This is a genomic window from Gynurincola endophyticus (genome assembly GCF_003991195.1).
GTDB classification, from domain to species: Bacteria; Bacteroidota; Bacteroidia; order Chitinophagales; family Chitinophagaceae; genus Gynurincola; species Gynurincola endophyticus.
This window is the reverse complement of sequence record NZ_RCWL01000004.1, coordinates 264,199-281,408: the sequence shown is the minus strand read 5'-3', so window position 1 is coordinate 281,408 and position 17,210 is coordinate 264,199. Positions and strand designations below refer to the sequence as shown.

At 38.6% G+C, this 17,210-nt stretch carries 12 protein-coding genes; 7 read left to right on the top strand and 5 right to left on the bottom strand.

The genetic code is table 11. The annotated features are described in order from the left end of the window. Positions 1-17 precede the first annotated feature (17 nt). Entirely contained in the window at positions 18-2,135 is a 2,118-nt protein-coding gene (locus D9O48_RS10135; RefSeq protein ID WP_126972857.1) for an alpha-glucuronidase family glycosyl hydrolase, read from the bottom strand. A 15-nt stretch (positions 2,136-2,150) separates the two neighbouring features. Beyond that, a complete protein-coding gene (locus D9O48_RS10130) occupies positions 2,151-3,185 on the bottom strand; it encodes a LacI family DNA-binding transcriptional regulator (RefSeq protein WP_126972856.1) in 1,035 nt (344 codons plus the stop codon). Between the two features lie 164 nt (positions 3,186-3,349). Here D9O48_RS10130 and D9O48_RS10125 point away from each other — a divergent pair, with 164 nt between their 5' ends. After that, a complete protein-coding gene (locus tag D9O48_RS10125; protein WP_126972855.1) occupies positions 3,350-4,954 on the top strand; it encodes a GH39 family glycosyl hydrolase in 1,605 nt (534 codons plus the stop codon). 5 nt (positions 4,955-4,959) lie between these two features. Further along, entirely contained in the window at positions 4,960-6,291 is a 1,332-nt protein-coding gene (gene xylA / locus D9O48_RS10120; protein ID WP_126972854.1) for a xylose isomerase, read from the top strand. Positions 6,292-6,558: 267 nt separating this feature from the next. Here xylA and D9O48_RS10115 read toward each other — a convergent pair whose 3' ends face one another. Together D9O48_RS10115 and D9O48_RS10110 are read right to left on the bottom strand one after the other, a co-directional pair. Continuing rightward, a complete protein-coding gene (locus D9O48_RS10115) occupies positions 6,559-7,947 on the bottom strand; it encodes a S41 family peptidase (protein ID WP_126972853.1) in 1,389 nt (462 codons plus the stop codon). A gap of 85 nt (positions 7,948-8,032) precedes the next feature. Beyond that, a complete protein-coding gene (locus D9O48_RS10110) occupies positions 8,033-8,896 on the bottom strand; it encodes a helix-turn-helix domain-containing protein (protein WP_126972852.1) in 864 nt (287 codons plus the stop codon). A gap of 656 nt (positions 8,897-9,552) precedes the next feature. On the opposite strand from D9O48_RS10110, the gene D9O48_RS10105 reads away from it, so the two are divergent. The 5 genes from D9O48_RS10105 to D9O48_RS10085 all read left to right on the top strand — a co-directional run bounded on the left by D9O48_RS10105 (position 9,553) and on the right by D9O48_RS10085 (position 16,019). Further along, entirely contained in the window at positions 9,553-11,727 is a 2,175-nt protein-coding gene (locus D9O48_RS10105; protein ID WP_126972851.1) for an ATP-binding response regulator, read from the top strand. A 96-nt stretch (positions 11,728-11,823) separates the two neighbouring features. Continuing rightward, positions 11,824-12,411 (top strand): DUF4082 domain-containing protein, encoded by a 588-nt coding sequence (locus D9O48_RS10100; RefSeq protein ID WP_126972850.1) that lies wholly within the window; start codon positions 11,824-11,826, stop codon positions 12,409-12,411. Between the two features lie 159 nt (positions 12,412-12,570). Beyond that, positions 12,571-14,469 carry a molecular chaperone DnaK gene (dnaK, locus tag D9O48_RS10095; protein ID WP_126972849.1) on the top strand — a complete coding sequence of 633 codons (1,899 nt, stop codon included), beginning with the start codon at positions 12,571-12,573 and terminating at the stop codon, positions 14,467-14,469. Between the two features lie 342 nt (positions 14,470-14,811). Further along, on the top strand, positions 14,812-15,375 hold the full coding sequence (locus D9O48_RS10090) for a Crp/Fnr family transcriptional regulator (protein ID WP_126972848.1): 564 nt from the start codon (positions 14,812-14,814) through the stop codon (positions 15,373-15,375). A 59-nt stretch (positions 15,376-15,434) separates the two neighbouring features. Further along, positions 15,435-16,019 (top strand): NAD(P)H-dependent oxidoreductase, encoded by a 585-nt coding sequence (locus D9O48_RS10085; RefSeq protein ID WP_126972847.1) that lies wholly within the window; start codon positions 15,435-15,437, stop codon positions 16,017-16,019. 48 nt (positions 16,020-16,067) lie between these two features. Here the strand turns inward: D9O48_RS10085 and D9O48_RS10080 are convergent, their stop codons facing one another. Then, complete coding sequence (locus tag D9O48_RS10080) at positions 16,068-17,120, bottom strand: saccharopine dehydrogenase family protein (RefSeq protein WP_126972846.1); 1,053 nt, start codon at positions 17,118-17,120, stop codon at positions 16,068-16,070. Positions 17,121-17,210 lie beyond the last annotated feature (90 nt).

Below are 17,210 nucleotides of genomic sequence, written 5' to 3'. Positions count from 1 at the left end.
CTCCATTCTTCATTCCTCTAGATACCCGGAACGAATTTCAGCTTAGCCTGTATTTCTTTATAATAATCAACATTGTGTGGGGGAGGAGTAAAACCTGATGGCCACGGACGTTGATTCTTACTTTGAAAATAAGCTAAACAGGCATCTCTCCACCACTGCGCTTCTTTTAATTGCAATCGCAACAGTTGTTCTATATGTTTTCCTTCCTCTTTACCAAACTCGTTCTGAATAGATAAAAAGTCATTTAATAATTGTTGCATTTCCTGAACGCCTTCTTCATACCGGAAACATAAGTTTTCCCAAACTGTTTTTCCATTTTTCAGTTTAAATTCCCAATTCACACGGTGAAACCACAATAAAAAATTTTCATCAATAGTGTTTTTGTCGCCATATAATTGTTGAATCTCCTGCGCATATTGTGCTAATGCATTACTTCCTGATGCTGTTCTGTCAAAACCGATTCCGGTGCTATCTGCTTTATGATAGTATACTGAAGTCCAGTCGGCACGGTGCATATTATCAATCCATGGAGCAGGCCCGAAGTGATGGCTCCATCCCATAATATGATGTAATCCTAACGGTGTCATATATTTGAACAATACTTCTCTTGAGTTGAGTAGTAAACCGGCTAAAATATCAGTTGCTTCCTGCGATAGTAAATAAGTCTGGTCAATCCACTCTTCAATGATTTCTTCACTGCTCAACTGTGGGTTCCATGCCAGCCTGCCGTATGCATACCAGTTGGCTTGTGATAAAGGATGCCCTGTCCAATTCACATCATTACCGATATTGGCCACACCGGCAATGGCAGACAATGTGTGTTTATCCTGTTCGCCTGTAACAATTCTGGCAACGGTAGCATTCGCGTCCGGACGATAAGTCGGCATTTCCAGCACTTCTTTATACATAGGTGCCAAATAAGCGGCATGTGTAGCCATTCCCAGATATTCCTGTGTAAGCTGAAACTCCATCATTAACGGTGTTTTTGGCATTGCTCCAAACAAAGGATGGAACGGCTCTCGTGGTTGAAAATCAATAGGACCGTTTTTTACCTGTACCAATACATTTTCGGCAAAACTTCCGTCGAGCGGTTTAAATTCATTATAAGCCTGCTTAAAACGGTCTTCAGGAGTTTCATTGGAGTATACAAATGCTCTCCACATGACTATACCATTGAAAGGTGCCACTGCTGCGGCCAGTAAATTTGCACCATCGGCATGAGTACGCTGATAATCCTGAGGGCCTGGCTGACCTTCGCTATTCGCTTTCACCAGATAGCCGGCAAAGTCAGGAACATATTCATAAATTTCCGCTGTTTTTTTCTTCCACCAGTCCTGCACGGCCGGTTCCAGCGGATCAGCTGTTTTTAATCCGCCGATTTCAATCGGTGCTGAAAAACGAGCCGTTAATACTACGCGAATATTATAAGGACGTAATGCGTCAGCCAGTGCTTTTACTTTTTCTAAATACTGCGGTGTTAATACCAGTGCATTGGCATTCACATTGGTCAATGCTACAGTATTGATACCTATGCTGGCATTTGCCCTTGCATAATCTATATACCGGGGTTCGATAATATCGGGTAATGTATGCCAGTTCCATAAAGAAATGCCGGCATAACCTCTTTCTACCGAACGGTCTAAATTATCCCAATGATTCAATACACGGTATTGAATGGAAGGATAGTCAATAATATCTTTTTCTTGTGAACGGTAGCCGCCTGTTTGCAGTTCTTTTAACAATCTGAAGCTACCATATAACAAACCGGCATCGTCATTTGCATAAATGGTGACCACAGGCTTTTTTTTGTGATAGTGATGTGATAGGATGTATCCTTCGGCTGGTAAGTTTGCTAAAGATGAATGTCCTTCTTTTTTTAATTGTATACTGGCATTGGATTGCTGAACAATCGATTGATTCAACATCTTACGCACGGCAATTTCAAACTCCCGTAAAATGATTCGTTGAGTCGGATTGGTATCATCGAGTTGAATAGAGGAGAGTAGATTGGAATATTCTTTCTGAGCTGTTGCCTGAACCGGATAATAATTTAGCCAGAGATCATAACCGTTTTGGGCATGTACAGACAATACGAGGCTGCTCGCAAGCATCCATGCGAAAAAATGTTTAAACATAGCAAGTGGTTTAGATTATTCGATAGGTTTTCTCAAAGAAGATTCCCTTACAATTAAATCAGATTTTATAATAATAGAATTCGTTAGCGTGATATCAGCGTTACCGTTCAGGTGATTGATCAGAATGCGTGCAGCAATTTCTCCCATCTCTACACCCGGATAATTAATAGTAGTCAATTGCGGTTCAATCAATGTACAGATAACATCATTATTGAAGCCTACAATAGCGATGTCTTCCGGAATTCTAAGTCCTGCAGACTTAAATACCCTCATACAAACTGCTGCTGAAAAGTCACCTGCACAAAATACACCGTCCGGACGCGGTTGCATATTTAATATCTCATTGGCCACTTTTTCTGATTCAACCCGGTCAAGGTCAGTTATTTTTAAGTTTGCCGGATTGTACTCCTGGTTATTATCGAGCAAGGCATCTTTAAACCCTTTTGCTCTTTGTTTGTATACGTTTCTCGATTGATTACCGGTAATATGGATGACTCTTTTGCAGCCCTGGTCGAGCAGGTGCTGGGTGGCCTGGTAGCCGGCTTTATAGTTATCGATTATTACTTTAGTGCCCAGGCTGTCTTCCTCCACACGGTCAAAGAATACAATCGGGATATTTTTTTCGCTGAATTGTAAAAAATGAGAGAGGTCTGGCGTGTCAAAGGCCAGCGATGCAATGATACCGTCTACGCGTTTATGAAAAAGGTTTTGTGCATTGGCTACCTCTTTTTGCCCGCTTTCTGAACTGTGGGCAATCAGGATATCGTACCCGGCTTCAGTCGTTACTTTTTCAATACCTGCTAAAACCGAAACAATAAAGTGACTGTGTAATTCATGTAATAAAATACCGATCGTCTGGGTTTTTTGTTTTCTGAGGTTACTGGCGAAGTTATTACTTCTGTAACCCAATTCTTTGGCCTTTTCCAGAATACGGCGTTTTGTTTTGGTGCTGATGGCCGGATGGTCTTTTAAACCCCGGCTCACCGTGGCCGGCGAAACGTTTAAAGTTCTGGCAATATCGTAAATAGTCACTTCTTTATCTGGACGCATACCTCTAATTTGAAATCAAATTTAACAAATATATTTTTTTTACAAAAAAATTTATGCAATCGGTTGCAATTTGAAGAGGATTCTTTACTTTAGCTTTCATATTTCAGTTTTTGAACTGATTTTTGTTCCTGTTTCAATAAAAAAATGTGTAAACGGTTGCGTAGATGAGAAAATCGCTTTCTATAATTACGTGCTTGCTTTTGAGTGGAAAACTGTTAGCCCAGGCTGATGGTGCGGATTTACAGCCGGTAAATATACTGGTTGATGCCGCAGCAGCCACCAAAACATTCCCCTCAGCACACTTTTACTCGGTAGGAGCCGGAAGAGCGAATGAAGGGTTACGGGCCGACTGGCAGCAACAGCTGAAATATATCCAAACGCATATTCCATTTCAATATATTCGTTTTCACGGCATTTTTGCCGATGATATGGGAGTTTATTCTGAAGATAAAAACGGAAACCCTCTCTTTAATTTTCAGTATATAGATGTATTGTTCGACTTCCTGTTGAGTCAGAATATCCGCCCGTTTGTAGAATTCGGTTTTATGCCTGAAGCGCTGGCATCCACCCCGCAAACTATTTTCTGGTGGAAAGGAAATATCTCTTATCCTAAAAATGAAGCGAACTGGCAGGCTTTAATAAAAGCATCCGTACAGCACTGGGTCAATCGATACGGTTTAGAGGAAGTAAAAAAATGGTATTTTGAGGTATGGAATGAACCTAATTTAAAAGACTTGTTTTTTGCCGGTACACAGGAAGATTATTTTAAATTATATGCATTAACAGCGAAAGCGGTTAAAAGTGTAGATGAAAGCTTTAAAGTGGGCGGCCCGGCAACAGCGGGTGGGGAATGGATTCCTGCGTTTATTACGTACTGTAAAAACAATGCAGTGCCGCTGGATTTTGTATCCACCCATAACTATGGCGTTAAAAGTGGTTTCTTAGATCATTTAGGAAACCATACAACTGTTTTACATTCAGATCCTTTAGCAATTGCTCATTCCGTACAAAAAAACAGAAAAGAAATAATGGCGTCTGCGATACCTGCATTGTCATTACATTATACCGAATGGTCTTCATCATATACACCTACTGATCCGTTTCACGACAGTTATCATAGTGCAGCTTATATCCTGCATCAGTTAAAAGCAATCGATACGGCGGCGATGAATATGAGTTACTGGACATTCACTGACATCTTTGAAGAAAATGGTCCCCGGTTTACACCATTTCATGGAGGATTTGGTATGCTCAACTATCAGTCGATTCCGAAGGCCTCTTTTTTTGCTTATAAATACCTGAAAGCATTGGGCGACCGGCAGATTGTAACGAATCAACCCAATTTACTCGCCGGAAAAGATAGTACAGGCGGAATAAATATTTTGTTCTGGAATTATACGAATACCCATCCTGGTGACACTGTCAGCAATCAGGCCTATTATAAGCAGGTGCTACCGTCGGCAGCCATCGCACAAGTACAATGGCAGGTTGAAAATTTACCGCCCGGAAAATATGAACTCACCATCCGTAAAACAGGTTATGAAAATAACGATGCTTATACGGCTTATATGAAGTTAGGAAGCCCGCAACAGTTATCGAAACAACAGGTGGCATACCTGAAAGAGAAAACGGCTGATTTACCGGTGTTCAGTGAATTGGTACAGGTCGCTAATGATAAAAAATACAATGCTGCATTGACTTTACATCAGAATGAAGTAATACTTATACAAATAAAACCTCAAACAAAAAATAACAGTAAGAAAAAATAAAAGATATGGCGAATATCATTAAAGGATCCACAGAATATTTCAAAGGAATTGGTGCAATTCCTTACGAAGGCCCGAATACTGACAATCCGTTAGCCTACAGATGGTATGATGCGAATAAAGTAGTGGCAGGAAAAACAATGAAAGAGCACATGAAATTTGCAGTGGCTTATTGGCATAGCTTCTGCGGAAACGGTGCCGACCCGTTTGGTGGTGCTACACACATTTTCCCATGGGATGCACCGGCTGATCCGATTGAAAGAGCAAAAGCAAAGGCTGATGCAGCTTTTGAAATGATTACAAAGCTGGATGTTCCTTATTATTGTTTTCACGATGTGGATGTGGTAGATTTTACCAATGACGTTGCAGACAATGAAAAACGTTTACAGACTTTAACAGCGTACCTGAAAGAAAAACAAGCTGCTTCAGGTGTTGAATTGTTATGGGGTACAGCCAACCTGTTTTCACATGCAAGATACATGAACGGAGCTTCTACCAATCCTGACTTTCAAGTGTTAGCTCATGGCGCCGCACAGGTAAAAGCTGCTTTGGATGCCACTATTGAGCTGGGAGGACAAAATTATGTATTCTGGGGTGGCCGTGAAGGTTATATGAGCTTATTGAATACCGATATGAACAGAGAAAAAGAGCATTTAGCCCGTTTCTTACATACGGCAAAAGATTATGCACGTAAAAACGGATTCACCGGTACTTTCTTTATCGAACCGAAACCTTGCGAACCTTCTAAACACCAATATGACTATGATGCCGAAACTGTCATCGGTTTCTTGCGTAAATACGATTTATTGGGTGACTTTAAATTGAACCTTGAAGTGAACCATGCTACTTTAGCGGGTCATACCTTCCAACACGAATTACAGGTAGCTGTTGATAATGGTTTATTAGGAAGTATTGATGCTAACAGAGGTGATTATCAGAACGGCTGGGATACCGATCAGTTCCCTAATAACCTGAATGAATTAGTAGAATCTATGCTAATCATTCTGGAAGGCGACGGTTTTAAAGGCGGTGGTATTAACTTCGATGCTAAAATAAGACGAAATTCTACCGATCGTGAAGACCTGTTCCACGCACATATCGGTGGTATGGATACTTTTGCCCGTGCATTAGTAATCGCTGATAATATCTTGCAAAAGTCTGATTATAAAAAAATCAGAACACAGCGTTATGCTTCTTTCGACACCGGTAACGGTAAAGCGTTTGAAGAAGGTAAACTTACTTTAGAACAGTTGCGGGATATCGCTGTTCAGGGCGGAGAGCCGGCTGTAATCAGCGGAAAACAGGAATATCTTGAGAATGTAATTAACAGATACATTTAATTTCCTGGGTGAAATTAAAAATTAAGAGTTAAGAATGAAGAATTAATAATTAAGGAATTAAGAAATTCAGGTAATCTGTTTCTTAATTCCTTTTATGTTTGAGAATGGAATTGGAAACATGAAGAAAATAAAGAGATGAAGGTAAAGCAGCGCGGACGACAGCACTTCATTCGCTTCATGTTTAAATGGTGATCATCAGACAGAATAAGCCAAAGCGAAGCGGCAGGAGCTTTTTAATAGTTTATACGAATGACTTTTTTGTACTGGTTATTGTTCGAGATATTCAAGTGCTACCGATAACAAATCCTGCGTTTGATCTACATAAATATCAGGTTGTACCCCGATATTGTCAATAGGAAAGTCTGGCAGACGTGTACTTCTGTAAGTGGGTAGAATCATCGATAATCCCAGACAATTATAATCAGTTATCCGTGCAGATGCGTAATCTAATGCACCGAATGTAGGAATACCCATTACTTTTACTTTTTTACTTTGACGAACGGTTAATAAAAAGCTCTCTGCTGAGCTGGCCGATCTTTTATTAGTCAGTATCAGTATTTGTTTTGGACTTTTTACGGCTAATTTCCGTTCCGTTATCATCAATCGCTGCTCGTCTGGATATACTACAAACTCTCTTAAATGTTGTTTTAAGTAGTTGATGTTATTATTAATCCGTTGAATATCCTTTTGATTGGTTTCGTTATTATCAAGTTTGGCTACATAATCCTGTAATCCTTTAATCAGAAACTCTGTTGAATAAAACTCATTACCTGTATGACGTGTATTGTTTGTGAGAATATAAGGTAGTAAGGGGCCATAAGTAATGTCTGTACCACCACCATTATCAGTAATATCTATAATGAGGTTTTCTATGTTCTCTATCAGATCGCGGTTTAAGGAAACCAGCTCGTCGATTCGTCTTATATATGGATAATTGAAGCTTTTTATTTTGAAAATAGCTGTTCGGGGTGTTAACTTTTTTATGTAGAACCCTTCGAGTTCCCACGTTTTTACTTTGAGAAAGTTGGTGTCTAATACTTCTTGGTTATCTTTTATAAAACCATAACCCAATCTATTCAGCAGTAAAGTGTCTTTAATCACAGAATACGCTCCGTCAAAAGTGGTTTGATTACTGAAAATATATTGAAAATGCTCCCTTTTATCTAGTGTGAAGATGACTTCATGCTGCTTTCTGTCTGAGTTTGCAGCAGCAATCATAAATCCTTTATAGATACTATCCTGCTTTATAATACCAATCTTCATCTGATCATTCACCCAGATTCCTTCCAGTGTGTCTGTTGTTTTGGCAATTGTTTTTCTGAAAGAAGGCAATGTCGTTTTTACAAAAGTTTTTTCAACTTTTATACTACTTTGATTACTTAAAAAAGCAATATGGCCGTCGCGGAAAAAACTGATATAACTTTTAAGTATTGTAAGACATTCTTCTTTTCCGGTGGTGTCGGCTTTGCTGATCAGCTCTTTTTTGAAACTTGAGTAGAGGTGTTTGTCACGGGTTTTTTCTTCCAATCCCGGATAATCTCTTTCTATCAGCGTAACTAATTTTTCGAGCGCTTCGTTGCAATCGCAATCATGTTGTGCCTGTAATGAATGAATACCGAAGACTATTATAATAATGAGAAATATACATTTTTTCATGAATGAAATATTTGAATAGCAAAGTAAACAAGTCAATAATCAATAAAATTGTAAAAATCATTCATGTTTGAACTTGATTTCACTCTTAATTCTTCATTCTTAACTCTTCATTATTAAAAATCCAGGCCAATGCATTCTGTTCTACTGAAATTTTTCGCATCAGTTGTTTAGGTGAATAGCCTGAAAATGATTTACAGTCATGAATAAAGTGCGACTGGTCGTAATATTCGTTTGAGTAGGCTAATTGGGTAAGTGACTGACCGGAATGAATAATATCATGTAAGGCTTTTCTGAACCTTACTGTTTTCAGGTATGACTTTGGGTTTTGCCCCAGATGGGTGGTGAACAAACGAAACAGCGTAGCGTCACTGATGCTGAGTTTTTTGCTTAACTCTTCAATCTTAAAAGACCCCAGATGGCTGTTTTGAGAGATATAATGAAGCGCTTCCTGAAGCTTGCCCGGAATAATTGACTCATGTAAATTTTTGAACAGGTGCTGCTCCAGTAATGCAGCGCGCATTGAAAAGTTATCATGATTGAAAATTTCTTCCAGAAGAAAGGTATTTTTAGAATGAAATATACATTCAAATACCTCTTCAGAATTAAGTAAGTTATGGTAAGCTTCACCAGTAAAAGCTCTGATAGCCGAAGGGTAGAAGATAATGCAAATCTGATCTAATGAGTCATAAATATTAGCGTGAAAAGCAGTTTTATGAAATCCGTAAAGTCTGCTGGAATAGTTTTGACTGCCTGCTCTTACAATGCAGCTGTTCGTGTTGCCTGTATTAATGTAATCAACATTGTTTTGCTTGTAAATTGCCAGGCACAGGTTATTATTCGGAAAAGTAGTATAACTCACTGTTTCAGCACCGCTTTTTCTGAAAAACAGAAAATACTGAACATATTTCTTCAGTAACTGGTTTTGGGGTTGAATAATGACTGATTGCATAAGGGGTACTTTACGGCTCAAATGTAGGATTTTTTAAATACTGGTAAAGAATGGAAATTACTTCCCGTTTCAGGAATATTATAATTGTCATGATAATATCATCTTTTGTAATAAAAAATAATCAAAGTCTTTGTCAGTCTGCTTTACATTAATAACTTCTTATTTTGGGCTGATCAATTAAAAATTATGGTCCGGAACTTGCGTCAAAGCCGTTTTTGTGTGCAATACTTGATCTGAGTCATTGTTTCGAATGGGAGAAAAGTATAGATTGCCGGTTTAAAAGATGGAGGTAAGCCGAAGGTGTTTCAGCTGTTGGAGAAAAGCGATCAAATGATAACAGTCTGTTCAGGATACTAACGGTGAAAGAAGACCTAAAAATAAGGTGGAAACCCGTAGCTTGTTGGTTTTTTAGCTGATTTTTAGGAAAAAAATAAAGTTTATAACTAAAAGATTTGTAAGTGTTTTTAGAATAAAAATAAATGTTAACACTTATAACGTACTACGAAACTTTTTAGAGGTTTGTTGTACATGTCATTTATTATTCGTTATTTAGCTCAGGTATATAACATCTACCCCCAAGCTTTTAAATCGTATCTCATAAAAAACCGTTGTTCGGTATCCAATGACTTTTGAAAGTAAATTTTAAAAGAGCTGATATGAATTTAAAAGATACAAAAACTAAACTGCTGATTGTAGCTGTATTGTTTGTTGTTGCTAAGCTTTCTTTATTTGTAGTGATCTGGAATTTAATGTTAGGGCTGAGGCCTGATCATTCATTAAAAGCAGCCATTGATCACCTAAAGTACAAAGACTCTTCACTGATTCATTTAAACCTGGCTAAACAAGACATTTCCTACGCGGAAAATTATTATCGTGATTATCTTTCTTCGAAAGATACAGTTTCGCGTAATCTCTTTGTTACAAAACTGGAAGGCGTATCAGCGCATCTTGAACAGGTTGATTTTACTGATACTGTTATTGCCGCCCAATTGAAAAATGAGATGGGTGACAAACTTAATGTAGCAGAGACAATTTCATCATTAAAAGGTTTAGCCGACCAGTTACTGGCCGACACTTATGCACAGTCTCCCTCACTGGATGCAAACGGCATCAGGTTGGGTAAAATATCGACCTCAATTTTAAAGAATCATATTGTTCACAAGGTGGATACTTTAAAAGCTGTGCAGGAAAAGAAAGGTTTTTTTAAGAAAATATTCGGTGGAGCTGATTCTACAAAATACCAATTAGCAGAGGGAGGGGTTACAGAAGACCAAAATGAAGAACGCACAGAAACGGGTGATGATACCCAGCCTGAATACGATCAGCTGGCAACTGCGGTAAGTAAGTTTTATCAAGACCGGCTCGATCAACAAATACGCTTGAGAAATTCTATTGATCAGAAAGAACAGGCATTGGCTTCGGTAAATATGTCTATCATGCGTCAGATTAACACCGGAATTCAGCATATATCCGATCAGGTAGACCAGCTTGCAAACGAAAGAAGCATTGCCGCCATCCAGGATATAGAAACGGATACTGAAAAGTCACTGGCAAACAGAAAGCTTTTTTTATGGCTGACGATTGCTTTCATGCTGATCATTACTGTTATTTTCGGTTTCTATTATAAAACATGGCTTAGTGAAGAATCTGCTAAGAAAAAAGCCAATCAACTGGCGGATGTAAAAGCCCGTATGTTAAGCAGTATGAGCCACGAAATAAGATCTCCGTTAACGGCTATTATGGGATTTGCCGAACAACTGGTGGCGAATCCGTCTATTCAATTTAACGTTGACTATCTCGGTGCCATTAAAAAGTCTTCAGAACATTTGTTGAGTACGGTCAATGATATATTAGATTATTCGAAACTCGATAAAGGGAAATTTAATATTGTAAAAGAAGATTTTGCGGTGCGCGAAATACTGGAAGACGTGATCTTTAACTTCTCTATACTGGCCGAAAAAAATGATATCTATTTAAAGCTGAACTCAAATATCCCTAAAGATCTGGTACTGACAGGCGATGCATTCCGTTTGAAACAGATATTAATTAATCTTGTCACGAACGGTCTTAAGTTTACCAAAAACGGTGGCGTGGAAGTAATTGCCAATACCAAAACAACAGGTAACGAAAAATTACAGCTTGAAGTAACTGTAAAGGATACCGGTAAAGGTATTCCGGATGATCAGCTGAATTTGATTTTTGATGAATTTACACAGGTCATCAGTAAAGACGGAAATGCCTTGGATGCCCGCAGGGGTACAGGTTTGGGGTTATTCATTTCTAAGATGCTGATTGAACTGCAAGGTGGTACCATTAATGTGACCAGTGAAGTAGGTAAGGGGTCTGAATTTACTTTTAGTATTCCTTATGAAGTAAGCAAACACAAAATATCACTGGCTCCGAAACAAATGATTTCTGAGCATTTTGAGCACATGGCAGGCAAACGGGTACTGATGGTAGAAGATTCACCCATTAATATTATGTTATTAGGGCACTTGCTGAAAAAATACAAAATCAATTTTGATGTGGTGCAGTCGGGTGATATGGCCTGGAAAACCTATCAGGAAGAAAACTATGACCTCGTATTAACTGATATTAATGTTCCGGAAATGTCGGGCGATGAACTGGCAATTAAAATCAGGGGTATGGCAGACCAGGCAAAAGCTAAAATACCGATCGTTGCCCTTACTGCTGAAGTTTTGTGGGAAGAGCAGCAGCGGTACGCAAAAGCCGGTATTGATAAAGTGGTGGCCAAACCATTTAAAGAGGCCGAATTTATTCAAACCATTTCTCCTTTTTTAAAGGAAAACAGAAAACAAATGGTCTCTTAATGAATTGATAAATTGATAGTTGATAAAAATCCCGTTGTCTTTTCACAACGGGATGCAACTTTTTTCATATTTTGAAGGTCAATTAGAATAACAGATATGAAGAAGGTTTTTGCATACATATTATTGACCGGAGTAATTATTACCGGATGTAATAAAAAAGAAGGCACCAGCCGTAGTGCACTTCTGACAACTCCTTTTAAAGCTTATGTGGAAGAAAGAGGATTATTACCGGTTGAATTAATGGTAACCTCTCCTCAAACTTTCGAAATCGGTTATAATTTTACTGTGATACGGAATCAGCAGGTATCAAAACTGGGGGCTTTAATGCCCGACCCCGGTGAGTATTTCGTTACCCTGTGGAAAGCAGATGATGAATCTGTTATGGCCAGGGCCACTATTGTTGTAACCGAAAAAGAGTTTACTTACACCAACATTTCCCCGGTAAACCTGGAGCCGCGTACAAACTACGTTTTGTCTATCAACACTTCTAATAAAGGCGCCGAAGCCAGTTATTTTGCACATCGTTTAGCGGAAGAGCCTTATCCGCTTTATCCTTTTCAACTGGGCATTATGTCGGTCTCTAGTGTTGTACAAAAACATTCAGCCACTCCCTCTTTCCCATATTCCTCGTTCAACGACTATCAGTATTTCCTGATGGGAATTCCTGACATGCTTTTCGAATAACAATTTTGTCAGCCAGGTCACTGTAACGCTGACAACATGTATCTAAAGATTTGATTTAGAGGGCATCTCCTGCAAAAAGCTGACAATTTTTCACTTATTCTGTCAGCGGCACAGAGATTGATAAAATCTAAATAGCAAACTAAAAAACTTTAGATAAACATGGGTAAAATTATAGGAATTGACCTGGGTACAACAAATAGCTGCGTAGCAGTTATGGAAGGTAATGAGCCAGTAGTAATTGCAAATGATGAGGGTCGTCGTACCACCCCTTCAGTAGTTGCTTTCTTGAAAAGTGGTGAACGTAAAGTAGGTGATCCTGCTAAACGTCAGGCAATTACCAATCCTCAGAATACGATTATGAGCGTTAAGCGTTTCATGGGTCGTCGTTTCGATGAGGTTTCAGAAGAAATTTCTCATTGGTCATACAAAGTAGCAAAAGGTGATAACAATACCGTTCGTATTGATATCGACGGTCGTTTATATACGCCTCAGGAAATTTCAGCAATGACACTTCAGAAAATGAAGAAAACCGCTGAAGATTACCTGGGCCAGGAAGTTACAGATGCGGTAATCACCGTTCCTGCATACTTTAACGATGCTCAACGCCAGGCTACCAAAGAAGCCGGTGAAATCGCAGGTTTAAATGTACGTCGTATCGTCAATGAACCTACAGCCGCTGCTTTAGCTTATGGCCTGGATAAAGGTCATACCGATCAGAAAATCGCTGTATTTGACCTTGGTGGTGGTACTTTCGATATCTCTATCCTTGAACTGGGTGATGGTATCTTTGAAGTAAAATCTACCAATGGTGATACTCACTTAGGTGGTGACGATTTCGATAAAGTAATCATGGATTGGTTAGCTGAAGAATTCAAAAGCGAAGAAGCGCAGGATTTGCGTAAAGATCCAATGGCTTTACAACGTTTGAAAGAAGCAGCAGAAAAAGCAAAAGTTGAATTGTCTTCTTCCAGCGAAACTGAAATCAATCTTCCTTATATCACTGCAGTAGATGGTGTTCCAAAACACCTGGTGAAAAAGTTAACCAGAGCAAAATTTGAACAATTGGCAGATAGCCTGTTCGAGCGTTGCCTGAAACCTTGTGAAGCTGCATTGAGAGATGCTAAAATGTCAACCAGCGATATCGATGAGGTGATTTTAGTAGGTGGTTCTACACGTATTCCTAAAGTACAGGAAATCGTTGAAAAGTTCTTCGGTAAAAAACCTAACAGAGGTGTTAACCCTGATGAGGTAGTAGCAATCGGTGCTGCTATTCAGGGTGCCGTATTAACAGGTGAGGTTAAAGACGTTCTTTTGTTAGACGTTACCCCTCTTTCTTTAGGTATCGAAACAATGGGTGGCGTAATGACCCGTCTGATCGAATCTAATACGACCATCCCTACTAAAAAATCTGAAACATTCTCTACTGCTTCAGATAATCAACCGGGTGTACAAATTCACGTATTGCAAGGTGAGCGCCCGATGGCCAACCAAAACAAAAGTTTAGGTATGTTCAATCTGGATGGTATTCCTCCTGCACCACGCGGTGTTCCTCAAATTGAAGTTATCTTCGATATCGATGCAAACGGTATCTTACACGTAACTGCAAAAGATAAAGGAACCGGTAAAGAACAAAAAATCAGAATCGAAGCAGGTTCAGGTTTAAGCAAAGATGAAGTAGAGAAAATGAAAGCTGAAGCTAAAGCAAACGAAGAGTCTGACAAACAAGCTCGCGAGCGCGTAGAAAAAGTAAATCAGGCAGATAGCTTAATTTTCCAAACCGAAAAACAAATTAAAGAATTCGGTGATAAGATCCCTGCTGATAAAAAAGCTCCGATCGAAAATGCTTTAGTAAAATTGAAAGAAGCGCATAAATCACAAGATCTGGCTCAGATCGATGCAGCTGTAGAAGAAATGAATAATGCCTGGACAGCAGCTTCTGAAGAAATTTACAAAGCACAACAACAGCAAGGTGGCGCAGAACAAGCTCAACAACAACCTAATCAAAATGACGGTGGAGCTGATAATATCACAGATGCTGAATACGAAGAAGTGAAATAAGTAACTAGTTTATAAAGTAAAAGTCCTGCCGGTTGGCAGGACTTTTTTTATACTAACCCGTTAATAATGTGTCGGTTATGGGAGCTTCCATAGGTTCGGTACTATAGTGAACAGGAAGTCAGGTTTCGATAAAGTTAAAGGTAATTTTTTAGATATCGAACGTTTAATATTAAAAATTCTTGAAGTTTTTTAAACTTTCTCATGATAAGATAATTTATTTTTTTAACTACTTTGTTGATTGTAAATCAGTTGTTTATGATTGTTTTGATAAGTTTTGTTTATAAAGGATTTCAATTACACTCTTAAGAAAAACATTACAGTTATTACAAAATCACACCAATTATGGAAGCCTTTTTTAACAGTTTCGGGTTTCTTCAGCCAACAGATATCCGGCAACTCATGGATTGTTTTAGTTTAAAGCAATTTAACAAGAATGATTTTTTTAGCAGAGAGGGAGAGATTTGTACTGAAGTAGCTTTTATTAGATCTGGCATTTTCCGGTCATTTTATTTATCCGATCAGGGCGATGATATTACTTATTGTTTCAGATTTCCTAATGAAATGATGGCAGCCTATTCGTCTTTCATTACCGGCCAGCCCAGCGTTGAATCATTGCAGGCAATAACTACGGCTGAAGTACTGATAGCCCGTAAGCAAAAACTAGATCAACTGTTTGCCAATAACCCTAACTGGATAAAAGTATTAAAAATTATTGCCGAACAACAATACCTTGAACTGGAGAAAAGAATGTTTCAGTTTCAGAAAGAACGCGCACTACAACGATATGAACGTTTATTAAAAGAACAACCTGAATACATCAGACAAATTCCTTTACAATATTTAGCCTCTTATCTGGGAATTACACAACGCCATTTGAGCCGCATCCGGAAATCAGTAAATAATTAGACATTTGTCCTGAAACTTGTACTATACGCCATTTATCTTTGAAAAAGATATTTACTCGTATGCAAAAGAAAATAGCGATCATTAACGGTCATCCGAATGCGGAGTCATTTAATTATGCATTGACAGCCGCTTACAAGGAGGGCGCTTTACTGGGTGGAGCAATCGTTCAGGAAATTGTCATAGCCCAATTAAAATTTAACCCCAATCTTGAATTCGGTTATCGCAAACGTACAGAACTGGAACCTGACCTTTTGAAAGCATGGGAAATTATTCAATGGGCAGATCATCTGGTGTGGATTCACCCGGTATGGTGGGGTGGGCTGCCTGCTATTACCAAAGGTTTTATCGATCGCCTGTTTTTACCGGGAATGGCATTTAAGTATCGTGAAAATTCGCTTTTCTGGGACAAGCTTCTTAAAGGAAAAACCGCACATATCATCACTACAATGGATCAACCAGGCTGGTATTACCGGTTGGTATATGCAAGGCCCGGTATAAATCAGTTGAAGAAAACCGTCTTACAATTTTGTGGAATAACACCGGTGAAAGTAACCGGCATCGGAATTATAAAAACAGCCAATGAAACTAAACGTTTAAAATGGCTGGATAAAGTAAAAAAAATTGCACGTAGCGAAGCAAAATAAACAGGTAAAAGCCGGTTGTATCAGCAACCGGATTTTTATGGGTTGATGTTAAAATTCTATTTGAATGTTCTCATCAAATGTTTGTAGTGTTGTTAAAAAACCGGGAATGTTTTGAATGAATCTATGCGAATGATGAACACCGGATGGCGCTGATTGCTGTAACATCAGTAAAGCAGTTTGTACTGCAAAAAATGCAGTCATCTTTCCTTCACCATAACCTTTTACGCTACAGGCATATTTTTCATTAAAAGCATTTACAGCTTCGGCTTTTACTGCAAAAACATCAGAACCGATCATTCGTTTTCTGAATAAAGCAATCATGAAATGTTGAATTTTCTCCCGGGTAAAAATTTTTGTAATACCGGTTTTTCTTAATAGCCCGATACTTTGTGTAAGAAACCTTGAATCAAAAGCCATACGTGTTGTTACCTTTTGAATGGATGTAGTTTTTGATAAAGTATGCTGGTCTGAAAAATTAAAGAGATAAAAGCGGCGTTTTCCTATCAGTTCTGTTGTTTTCGGTTGAGTAAAACTCTTTACAAGGGTTGTCTGATCACCGTTTTTTAAGGAATAAGAAGAATGAATATTGTCAAAAGTCCATTTATACGCATGTTCTCCGTGTTGTTCTCCCAATCCCAATAAAATAGAGATATCCACCGCCTGAACTTCTTTCAGCTTTTCTGTACAATGTTGTGCAAGCAGGTTGGTAATACCCGGCGCCAGGCCTACACTTAATAACATGCTACTTTTATTAAGTATAGCTTTGGAATGTAGTTGCTCAATTTTTGAAATGATATTTTGATTGGCAGTAATATCAATATAATGAATACCAAGGTCAGCACAAAGATTCGCTACCCGAACGAATTGATCGTCGATACACATAATGACCATACCGGTATCATTGAATATATCCGTAGAAGCCAGGTTTGATAAATCAAGTTCGTGAGGAATAATTGTATGGTCTAACGTTGCTGCAAACTGTCGTGCTTTTTGAATACTTCGACCGGCAACAATGATCTGATGCGGAAAAAGTTTTGCCAGGTGGCGGGTGATAATACTGCCCACTGCTCCGTAGCCGCCGATGATTAAAATTTTTTTCATTGAAATGAATTTGATTCAGTGCGATAAGCTATTGAACTGCAAAAATCAGCAGAATAGAGGGGGGGATTGTTACAGAATTAGGAGAATAAG

Bases quoted from the DNA above. Each gene is read 5' to 3' on its own strand.
- D9O48_RS10135 (WP_126972857.1), bottom strand. From the start codon at position 2,135: ATGTTTAAACATTTTTTCGCATGGATGCTTGCGAGCAGCCTCGTATTG.
- D9O48_RS10130 (WP_126972856.1), bottom strand. From the start codon at position 3,185: ATGCGTCCAGATAAAGAAGTGACTATTTACGATATTGCCAGAACTTTA.
- D9O48_RS10125 (WP_126972855.1), top strand. From the start codon at position 3,350: ATGAGAAAATCGCTTTCTATAATTACGTGCTTGCTTTTGAGTGGAAAA.
- xylA (WP_126972854.1), top strand. From the start codon at position 4,960: ATGGCGAATATCATTAAAGGATCCACAGAATATTTCAAAGGAATTGGT.
- D9O48_RS10115 (WP_126972853.1), bottom strand. From the start codon at position 7,947: ATGAAAAAATGTATATTTCTCATTATTATAATAGTCTTCGGTATTCAT.
- D9O48_RS10110 (WP_126972852.1), bottom strand. From the start codon at position 8,896: ATGCAATCAGTCATTATTCAACCCCAAAACCAGTTACTGAAGAAATAT.
- D9O48_RS10105 (WP_126972851.1), top strand. From the start codon at position 9,553: ATGAATTTAAAAGATACAAAAACTAAACTGCTGATTGTAGCTGTATTG.
- D9O48_RS10100 (WP_126972850.1), top strand. From the start codon at position 11,824: ATGAAGAAGGTTTTTGCATACATATTATTGACCGGAGTAATTATTACC.
- dnaK (WP_126972849.1), top strand. From the start codon at position 12,571: ATGGGTAAAATTATAGGAATTGACCTGGGTACAACAAATAGCTGCGTA.
- D9O48_RS10090 (WP_126972848.1), top strand. From the start codon at position 14,812: ATGGAAGCCTTTTTTAACAGTTTCGGGTTTCTTCAGCCAACAGATATC.
- D9O48_RS10085 (WP_126972847.1), top strand. From the start codon at position 15,435: ATGCAAAAGAAAATAGCGATCATTAACGGTCATCCGAATGCGGAGTCA.
- D9O48_RS10080 (WP_126972846.1), bottom strand. From the start codon at position 17,120: ATGAAAAAAATTTTAATCATCGGCGGCTACGGAGCAGTGGGCAGTATT.